The following is a 9783-nucleotide window of genomic DNA, read 5'->3' as shown; positions in this document are numbered from 1 at the left end:
GCATCTGCCTGCAACGACTGCGAATAGGGGATATTACCGTACTGATCTACCAGCACTTGATAGTTCAGCACCTTCATAATTTTGCCAATCGCCGACAGATAAACGAGGCCTTGCGCCGCCCCGTTCTTCTCGATATTGTCGTAGTCCTTCAGGTTGTCGTAAACGGCGCCCCACAATCCTTGCTGGTAGGTGCTGCTGTAGGTGTACGTGCGTTCCTCGTTGTAGCCATTGACGGTGCCGGTTTTGCCCCAGTAGCCAGCAGTCCAGCTGCCGTACGTATTGAGGGTGAGGCCGTAGGTATCAGCGGTAACTTTCAGCGCCTGCGCCAGCACAGCATTTGGTGCTACCACGTTGGGCGTCAGGCTGTTCGGGTTTTCGTTGATATCGTAAAAGGAGTCGCAGCCGGTCGACAAGGAAACAAGCGCCAGGGCCACCAAAAACTTACTTGTATTTTTCATTACCGTTGAATTAGAAAGTGGCCGACAAACTAGCACCGTAGAAGCGGGTCGGAGGAGTCTGGTCGGCGTTGTTGATGCCGATACCGTTGCCGCTCGTGAAGCTGAATTCCGGGTCGGTATACTGGTTTTCCTTCGGGACCCAGGTATACAAGTTGCGGCCGTACAAATTGAGCGTCACAGCTTTAATGAAGCGCGTATCACCCAGCAAAGAAGTTGGGAGGCTGTAGTTCAGCGAAACCTCCCGGAGCTTGAAGAAGTCGCCTTTCGTGACGTAGTTGGCCGCAATGTTCCGGTTGTAAGAACTGTTGGCCCAAAACTCGGCACCGCCAGGCGTCAGATTTTCGGTGTTGGCCACGTACGTACCGTCGGGAGCCAGTATCGAAGAGTTCGGCATAACGAAGGGCTCGCGGCCCGTGGAGGCGCTGCGGGCCGAAGCGCCCGTGAAGTCCATGGTAGAGCCAATGCCGTGGTACACGTAGTAGCCCGTGCGGTATTCGGCCTGGGCGGCCAGCGTAATTCCTTTGAAGGTAAGACTGGTGTTGAAGCCGTATTTGTGCTTCGGGAGCGTATTGCCGAAAGTGGTTAGCTGGCCAGCCTGCGAAGGCACCCAGCCCTGGCGCTGAAGGCCCGCACTAGGGCCTAGGTTCAGATAGGTCAGAATCACGCGGCCCTCACTGTCACGGGTGTAGTCGGTGCCTTGTAGCACGGGATAAGGCTGGCCCTCAATGGCATATACCTGCGCATTGCCCCCGGTAGTGAGCGGCAACTGCTTGGCCTGATCTGTAATTTTAAGAACCTTGTTGTTATTGTAGTTGTAGTTGACCCCCACGCGCCAAGTGAGGCCGTTGGCAGCTTCTACCGGCGTCACATTCAGGTCCAGCTCCACGCCATTGTTCTGCACTCTACCTGCATTGAGCAGATAGTTAGTGAAGCCGCCGGAAGGGGCAATGTTGGCGTTGATGGTTTGATTGATCGAGAGCTGATAATAGTACGTAGCAGCAAAGTTGACCCGCTGCTTCAAGAAGCTCAATTCGGTGCCTACTTCCGTAGAGTGCGTAAATTCAGGTTTCAGACTCGGAACAATGGTTTGGTTGCTGAGCGTATAAGAAGCCGCCGACCCGAAAGGGTAGCCGCTGCCAGGGTTATAAACCGGCTCCAAGCTGTAAGCGCCAAAGTTGGAAGCAACACCCGCAGGCGTACCACTCAGGTTTACCTGACCTACTTTGGAGTAGCCACCGCGGAGCTTGCCATAATCAAAGAAAGCCACTGACTTCAACGCTGGAATAGCTTCTGACAGCACCACGGAGGCATCTACGCTAGGGTAGAAGTAGGAGCGGTTGTCGGGGCTTAGCACGGAAACCTCTTCCTGACGAGCCGAGCCGTGCAGGTAGACCATCTCTTTGTAACCTAAAGTCAAGTCGCCGAAGAACGCTCCCTGCCGATACCGATACCGTCCCTGGCTCACGGCGGCTTCGCCTACCCGGTTGGTACCCACGTTGAAGACTCCGGGCACCGATAGCGCGTTGGCGGTGGCAATCAGAAACTGCGAGTTGTTCATCTGAACGTTGTTGCCAACGATGCCTTTCACGGAGATATCCCCGACTTGCTTCACGATATTGATAAACAAGTCGGAGTTGAGCCGATTCACGTAGCTGTTCAATTCCGTCACGCCACCAGCAATATTGCTCCGGGCATTAATGGGCCGGCCAAGCGTGTAAGTCGTGAAGGTGAACTTGTCCTGCCAGTTCTTATTGTCTTGGTTGATGCTGGTAAGGCCAATGCGGTATTGCACCGACAGCCAGTCCGTGACTTTATAGCCCAAGTCAATATTGCCAATCAACGTGTTTTGGCGAATGTTGCGGCGGTTGTTGTCGAGGGTGAAGTAAGGGTTGGCGAAATACTCGTTGTAGTAGCCATTGGGGTTGGAGAATTCATCGTTCCGCCAGTCCTTATACCGAGTAATTGGAATCAGCGCCGAGGTGTTGAGCAATTGGTCGTAGATGCCCCCGGTGGTCTGATCTACTTTGACTTGCGCAAACGAGACGTTCATGCCCGCCGAAAGCTTGCCCATTTGGCGCGAGGCATTGGCGCGGAACGTGTTGCGGTCGTACTGATCTTTCGGCACGACTCCTTTATTTTTCGCATTCTGATACGATACAAAGATCTTCGTATCCTGGTCACCACCCGAGAACGAAACGTTGTTCTGCATCTGGTAGCCGGTATTGAAAAAATCCTTGCGCTCATTCGGCCGCGCTTTGTACTCGATAGTCTGGATGTTCCCGGCTTCCGTGCGGTACCCTAGCTCCCGCACGGAACCGTCGTACCGGTCGCCGTATTGCTGGTTTTCGTACGTAGTATATTCTTGTACCCATTCCGAGGAGCCCGGACCGAATTCATTCTGAAACTTCGGCCAGAAGTTGATCTGCTCGAGCTGCGAGGTGTGCGAGAAGGTAACGGAAGGCGTGGTACCGCCCTTTTTAGTTGTGATAATTAAAGCTCCGTTGGTTGCTTGTGAACCGTATAGGGCCGCTGCGTTGGCTCCTTTCAGGATGGTGATGTCGGCAATGTCATCGGGGTTGAGTGCCGTTAAAACATCTTGTGTGGTCTGCACGCCATCAATTACCACGAGGGCCTGGTTTTCGCCGGTCAGTGAGCGGGTGCCACGCAGCGTGATGCGCACGCTCGGGTTGATACCGTTATTGACCGTCTGAATTTGCAAGCCTGATACTTTGCCGGCCAACCCGTTCGTGACGTTCGTTACGCGGGCTTGATTTAGTTCCTTTGCGTCAATCGTTGAGGTAGCGTAACCCACTTCTCGGGCCTGCCGCTGAATGCCCAGCGCGCCCGTCACCACTACTTCTCCTAGCTGCTTGGTATCAGCTCCCAAGCCTACGTTGATAACAGCGGCGTCGCCAATGGGCCGCTCGATGGCACCGTATCCAATCGAGGAAAACGAAAGCACTGTAGCGCCGGCCGGAACGCTAATCGAGTAGCTCCCATCCGCATTAGTTGACACCCCAGTGGTAGTGCCTTTAGCTAACACCGTAACGCCAGGCAATCCTTGGCCAGTACCTTGGTCCGTGACGCGCCCTGAAACTGCTCTGCTCTGAGCCACCCCCTGCTGCAACAGGCTGATAGTCAAAGCAGAAGTTAGAAGTAGTTTTTCTTTCATGTGTTTGTTTTTGGTGAGTGACAAGCGGTGTTGAAAACATCCAACTTTACAAGTATACAGTAGGAGTTCCATTAATTAACAATTAAGTCTCATTGCATATTTATAAAAAATGTAATTGAACGGCCTTTTATTTGTGTGTTTATTAAAAATAACGGCATATAAATGCTGTATTATTAATAAAGTAGTTGCTGCCTATAGTGCAACTGATGTACTTACATAGGTGCTCTTGCAAAATATTCGGAGGGCAAGCTCTGATGAGGCGTTTCGATTCTGAACAAACGGTTGCAGTTCGATGAGCTCGGCTAAAAGTTGACGAATTGCTGGTGAAATCCTCTTTTGTTACAAGCATTTTGCTAGCAGTGCTGAATTTGCTGGCATAGCACGAAGGACTACACACCCTGCTTTAATCCTATCGAAAGCAGAGGCTCTTTATCCTGCTTACAATCAACTTCAACTGCTCTTCCAGCCAAGGTTTAAGAGAGCATAAATTCTCCAACTAAGCTGCAATCCTGTTTTAAATAGGTAGAATGCACAATCCAACGCAACGAAACAGTAATTGCTGCTACTTTGGCTTCCTAAGCTTCTCTCACAAACAACCTTCTATGAATACAGTAAGACTCTTTAGCCTGGCTGGCAGCTTAGCTCTCGCCGCGCCTGTTTTAGCCCAACAAACCACCGAAAAGGTAGACCAAGCTGCTATCAGCAAAATCAAGGATGAGGGCATGAACCGCTCCAAGGTGATGGAAACCGCCTTTTACCTCACCGACGTGTGTGGTCCGCGCCTGGCTGGTTCCGATGGCCTGAAGCGCGCCTACGACTGGACCAAAACCCGCCTCACCCAATATGGCCTCGCCAACGCCAACCTCGAACCCTGGGGCGACTTCGGCCGTGGGTGGGACATCGAGAAATCGTACGTAGCCATGACGGCTCCGTACTATCACACCATGCTCGGCGCCCCCAAAGCCTGGACCCCCAGCACGAGTGGCACCGTCAAAAAGCAGGTAGCCTACGTAAAGGCCACCACCGAAGCGGAACTCGACAAGTATAAGGGTCAACTGCGCGACAAAATAGTGGTGCTGGAAGTAGCTACGCCGCCTAAAGAAGGCTTCGAGCCCGATGCCAAGCGCTACACCGATGAGGAGCTGAAGGCTATGGCCGCCGGCGCCGCGCCTGCCCGCCCCGCGGCGGCCGGCACCCCCGCCACCTCCGAAGCCGACCGGATGGCCACCTACCGCGCCCGGCTGGCCTTGCGCACCAAGATGAGTGAGATGATGATGGCCGAAGGCGCTGCCGCCGTACTCAGCACCCGCGGCGGTTCACAAGGCACGTTCTTCACCTCGAACGGCGCGCCTTACGCCCCCGATGCCAAGCCCGTACTGCCTGAAATAGAAATGTCGCCCGAAGACCAGTTGCGTGTGATTCGGCTGGTGGAAGCGGGTATTCCGGTGGAAGTGGAGATGGAAACCAAAACCCGCTTCCAAACCCAGGACCTGAAAGGCTACAACGTAATAGCGGAAATTCCGGGCACCGATAAAAAGCTGAAAAGCGAAGTGGTTATGCTCGGCGGCCACCTCGACTCCTGGCACGCCGCCACCGGCGCCACCGACAACGCTGCTGGTTGCGCCGTGATGATGGAAGCTGTGCGTATTCTAAAAGCCACTAACCTGAAGCCGCGCCGCACTATCCGGATTGCGCTGTGGAGCGCCGAGGAGCAAGGTTTATTCGGTTCGCGCAACTACGTGAAAAACCACTTCGCCGACCCTGCCACTATGAAACTGCTGCCCGAGCACGAGAAGCTAGCCGCGTACTTCAACCTCGACAACGGCGGCGGTAAAATCCGCGGCATCTACCAGCAAAGCAACGAAGCCGTAGCCCCCATCTTCACGGCCTGGCTCCAGCCCTTCGCCGACCTTGGTGCCACCACCGTCACGCCCCGCAACACCGGCGGCACCGACCACCTCTCGTTCGACGCCGTGGGCCTGCCCGGCTTCCAGTTCATCCAAGACCCGCTTGATTACGGCACCCGCACCCACCACACCAACCAGGACACCTACGACCGTCTCATCCCCGAGGACCTGAAGCAGGCTTCCGTCGTGGTAGCTTCCTTCGTTTACAATGCCGCCATGCGCGACCAAAAGCTGCCGCGCAAGCCGCTGCCCGCCGCCACGGCTAAGGCCCAATAAGTAGTAGCCGCCCCCAACGAAAAACGCCCCGCTGACTTTTGAAGTTGGCGGGGCGTTTTTAATAAGGCTAACTAGATCTAGCAGGACGGTCTTCTGGAAAAAGCGGATTTATGTAATCTACTCTGCTAGCCCTAGCTTCCTAGTAACCCAGTTCTTAGGTACATCCACCGTAACCTCAACAACCGGCTTTTCGGTTTTGCCTTTTAGTCGGTTGGTTAGCCGGTTTAGCTTGCTTTCCTCACCGTTGCGGGAGAGCAGAATCTTGCCGTAGTCGCGGATGACGCTGACGGCTTTGGGCAGCGTGACGTTCACTTTCACTTCCTGGTACTGCGGATCGGGGCGGGACGGATCAACTGCTCGTCGGCTCTGAGCCCAACTGCTCGTAGATAAGAGCAACAGCAAAACCAGGAACGTAAACAGTTTACTTATGGACATCGGAACCCTCTTGATGCTATAAAGATGCTACTGCTTTCAATAGGGTTGTCTGTAGATGGGTGCAAAGCTGCCACGGTTTTCTCTGGAAGCCAACAGGCGGTTCCAGCATTGCGTTAGTCGAAAAGCTAAAGGTGCGGGGAGGTGCTTGACTGCCAGATAGTAAGACTTATTTCATCAGTAAGAATTTGCGCTTCATTACCTCCTGCACCGGCGTGTTGGTGATCTTGCTGTCCAGCCAAGAAATAATGTCCAGGTAGAGGAAGGGCCGGCTTTCGAACGGGTTGGCGGCAATAACGATCAGCTTCTCACGGAGCGCCATGAACGCCTCCCGTACCTGATGCGGTTCGATGTTGCCCACGTTGCGCAGAAACCGGAATATCTCCACCTGCATGGGCTGCTGGTCGTCCATCATGCCCAAGAAGCGGTACACCGACCGGACCTGATATTCCAGGCTGGCATCTTCGCCGGCTTCGTAGTGCGCAATCAGGTTGAGGATGCGGGCAAAGCACTGCAAGTCCTCGCGCAAGCTCAGGTCTTTGTGTTGGATGATAAGATTCAGGTACTCAATGGCCTTATGGTACTGGCCGCTGCCGAAGTAGAGGCTGGCTATTTTATAATAGAACACCAGCGTGCGGTGCATGTCCAATTGCGACTTGAAATGCTCTAGGTTGTCGAGCAGTTCCGGGATGATTTCCAGGCCTTCAGTGAAGCGGCCTTCCAGAAAGTAGGCGTTGATCTTATTGGTGTAGATGTATTGGAACAGCAGGATTTCGGTGTTGGGGCTGCTGCGTCGGGTTTGGTTGGCGGCAAACTCTTCCAGTGTCTTGAGTACCTCCATAAACTTGCTGTAGTACAGCATGTTGTAAAGCGTGGCCAGCAGGTTGTGTAGCCCTTTGATGTAGAGCATCGCCTGCAAATCCTTCATGTGCGGAGCCAACTCAAACAAATCCACCCACTTCTGCGCGTAGCGGTAGCAGGCCCGGAAATCCTGGTTGAGCGTGTAGTACCACACGTGCGCCTGGTAGTAATACAGCTTCTCGAAGAAGCCGCCCTTGCTGTCCTCGAAAGGCGGCAGATTCTCCCGAAAAAACTGGGTAATCTGCTCGTGGTCGGCGCGGTTGCGGGCGTGGCCGGCCTTCAGATAGAGCCCGTACAGCCGCAACGACGCATTAGACAACTCATGTATCTTGCTTAGGTGCTCCACCGTGTCTACGGCTTCGGTAGCCAAAGGTTCGGCGCGGTCTTTTAGGCTGCGTGTGATGTACTGGCTTTCAATCAGCTTCTCGAAATCCAGGGCCAGCAGCACGATGTGCGGCATTTCCACCTGCCGGGCGGCCACCTTCACTTTCTCCAGCATCCGCAGGCTCTGCTGGTAGAAGCCCTTATTATAAAGCACCCGGGCATAATCGAGCTGCTCGTGGAGTTGGATATCGGGGTTTTGGCCGGCGTGGTAGACGCGCAGGCTGGAGAGCAGTTGCTTGTAAAGGTTGGCTTTCAGGTTGGCGAGCTGCACCCGCTTGAGCGTCGGCACTTGCACCAGGATTTGGGCCTCGTCATAGGTTTCCAGCGCCTCCAGCGCATCGAAGAGTTGTAGAAACTTCAGGTCTTCCGAGGAACCTTGCCGATTGGTAAAAAGCCGGAAATGGCGCTTTTCGGAGCGGGTTAGAGACTTTATTAACTGAAAAATGGGCTCTGTGCTCTTGTTGGGCATTGTAAGAAATTATTCGGTAATGCGCTGATAGATAGAATATTAGTTTGATATAAAGAGAAGTTGGAAATAGTAGAAACAATCAAAGAACAGTTTACATGCGGTGATAGAACATGGTACTTAGAATCATATTCCATACCTCGTTCCGGTTTCACTAGGCTATTCTAGCATGGCACACCAGCAAATCCAAATCTTTGATACAACGCTCCGCGACGGCGAACAAGTGCCGGGCTGCAAGCTAAACAGAGACGAGAAACTTGTTATTGCCCGACAGCTAGAGCTACTTGGCGTCGATGTAATTGAGGCTGGCTTTCCGGTGTCTAGTCCCGGCGATTTTGCCGCCGTACAGGCCATAGCGGCCCAAACCCGCGAAGCAACGGTATGCGGCTTGTCTCGCGCTGTGGAAAACGACATCCGCGTGGCTGCTGAAGCCCTCCAAAAAGCCCGCTACCCACGCATCCACACCGGCATCGGTACTTCCGACGTGCACATCCAGCACAAGCTCTGCACCACCCGCGAAGACGTGTTGAAGCGCGCTATAGCGGCGGTAAAGCTTGCTAAAAGCTTCGTGGAAGATGTGGAATTCTACGCCGAAGACGCTGGCCGCACCGATAACGAGTTTCTGGCTCGGATTTGCGAAGCGGCTATCAAAGCCGGAGCTACCGTCCTCAACATCCCCGACACTACGGGCTACTGCTTGCCGCAAGAGTACGGCGCCAAAATCAAGTTCCTCCACGAAAACGTGCGGGGCATAGCAAACGTGCGCCTTTCTACGCACTGCCACAACGACTTAGGCTTGGCTACGGCCAACTCCATTGCGGGCGTGATGAACGGCGCCCGCCAGATTGAATGCACCATCAATGGGGTAGGGGAGCGGGCCGGCAACACGGCCCTTGAGGAGGTGGTGATGATCTTGCGCCAGCACCCCTACCTCAACCTCGACACCCGCATCAACACCCGCATGCTGGCCGAAACTTCCGCCATGGTGTCGCATCTGATGACCATGCCGGTGCAGCCCAACAAGGCCATTGTGGGCGCCAATGCGTTTTCGCATTCCAGCGGCATCCACCAAGACGGCATCATCAAGCACCGCGAAACCTACGAAATCATCGACCCCAAAGAAGTGGGCGTCGCCGATTCTACTATTGTGCTCACGGCTCGTTCGGGCCGCGCGGCGCTGGCCTATCGGCTCCAGAAAATCGGGTATGACTTCGAAAAAATCACGCTCAACAAAGCCTACGCCTGCTTCCTTCAACTAGCCGACCGCAAGCGGGAAGTGGTGGACGAGGACTTGCACGCCTTGGTAGAACAGGAAAAACTGGTAGCAGTCAACTAACATGGCCAAGTCCTTATTTGATAAAATTTGGGATGCGCACGTGGTACGCACCGCGCCAGGCGGCTTGGATATCGTGTACATCGACCGGCACCTGATTCATGAGGTAACCAGCCCGCAGGCGTTCGACGAACTCGAAGCCCGCAACCTGCCGCTGTACCGCCCCGACCGTATTCTGGCTACCGCCGATCACAACGTCCCGACCCGCAACCAGCATCTCCCCATCGAAGAGCCACTGTCCCGCTCACAGGTTGATAAACTCACTGCGAACTGCGAGAAGTACGGTGTGGAGCTCTACGGCTTGGGCCACGCCCGCCAGGGCATCGTGCACGTAATTGGGCCGGAATTGGGCCTTACGCTGCCCGGCGCTACCATCGTGTGCGGCGACAGTCATACGTCCACGCACGGCGCATTTGGCGCGGTGGCGTTTGGTATTGGCACCAGCCAGGTGGCGCAGGTAATGGCTACGCAGTGCTTGCTGCTGAGCCGCCCGA

7 protein-coding genes are annotated in these 9783 nt (G+C 54.5%); 3 read left to right on the top strand and 4 right to left on the bottom strand.

The features are described from left to right. Both ACFE7X_RS24400 and ACFE7X_RS24395 read right to left on the bottom strand, forming a co-directional pair. The coding region (locus tag ACFE7X_RS24400; RefSeq protein WP_375438288.1) for a SusD/RagB family nutrient-binding outer membrane lipoprotein at positions 1–458 on the bottom strand (458 nt) is incomplete at its 3' end. 10 nt (positions 459–468) lie between these two features. Then, positions 469–3630 carry a SusC/RagA family TonB-linked outer membrane protein gene (locus ACFE7X_RS24395; protein WP_375438287.1) on the bottom strand — a complete coding sequence of 1054 codons (3162 nt, stop codon included), beginning with the start codon at positions 3628–3630 and terminating at the stop codon, positions 469–471. A gap of 602 nt (positions 3631–4232) precedes the next feature. Here ACFE7X_RS24395 and ACFE7X_RS24390 point away from each other — a divergent pair. Further along, positions 4233–5813 carry a M20/M25/M40 family metallo-hydrolase gene (locus ACFE7X_RS24390; protein WP_375438286.1) on the top strand — a complete coding sequence of 527 codons (1581 nt, stop codon included), beginning with the start codon at positions 4233–4235 and terminating at the stop codon, positions 5811–5813. Positions 5814–5930: 117 nt separating this feature from the next. Here the strand turns inward: ACFE7X_RS24390 and ACFE7X_RS24385 are convergent, their stop codons facing one another. Both ACFE7X_RS24385 and ACFE7X_RS24380 read right to left on the bottom strand, forming a co-directional pair. After that, a complete protein-coding gene (locus ACFE7X_RS24385; RefSeq protein WP_375438285.1) occupies positions 5931–6248 on the bottom strand; it encodes a hypothetical protein in 318 nt (105 codons plus the stop codon). Positions 6249–6414: 166 nt separating this feature from the next. Further along, a complete protein-coding gene (locus ACFE7X_RS24380) occupies positions 6415–7959 on the bottom strand; it encodes a hypothetical protein (RefSeq protein WP_375438284.1) in 1545 nt (514 codons plus the stop codon). A gap of 166 nt (positions 7960–8125) precedes the next feature. Between ACFE7X_RS24380 and ACFE7X_RS24375 the strand changes: the two genes are divergently transcribed. Together ACFE7X_RS24375 and ACFE7X_RS24370 are read left to right on the top strand one after the other, a co-directional pair. After that, positions 8126–9292: a 2-isopropylmalate synthase gene (locus tag ACFE7X_RS24375; RefSeq protein WP_375438283.1), complete on the top strand. Its 1167-nt coding sequence runs from the start codon at positions 8126–8128 to the stop codon at positions 9290–9292. A gap of 1 nt (position 9293) precedes the next feature. After that, a partial coding sequence (locus tag ACFE7X_RS24370; RefSeq protein WP_375438282.1) for an aconitase family protein occupies positions 9294–9783 on the top strand: 490 nt, incomplete at its 3' end.

Source organism: uncultured Hymenobacter sp. (assembly GCF_964242765.1).
Taxonomy (GTDB): domain Bacteria; phylum Bacteroidota; class Bacteroidia; order Cytophagales; family Hymenobacteraceae; genus Hymenobacter.
The sequence above is the reverse complement of the archived record's forward strand: the minus strand, read 5'-3'. Positions and strand labels throughout refer to the sequence as shown.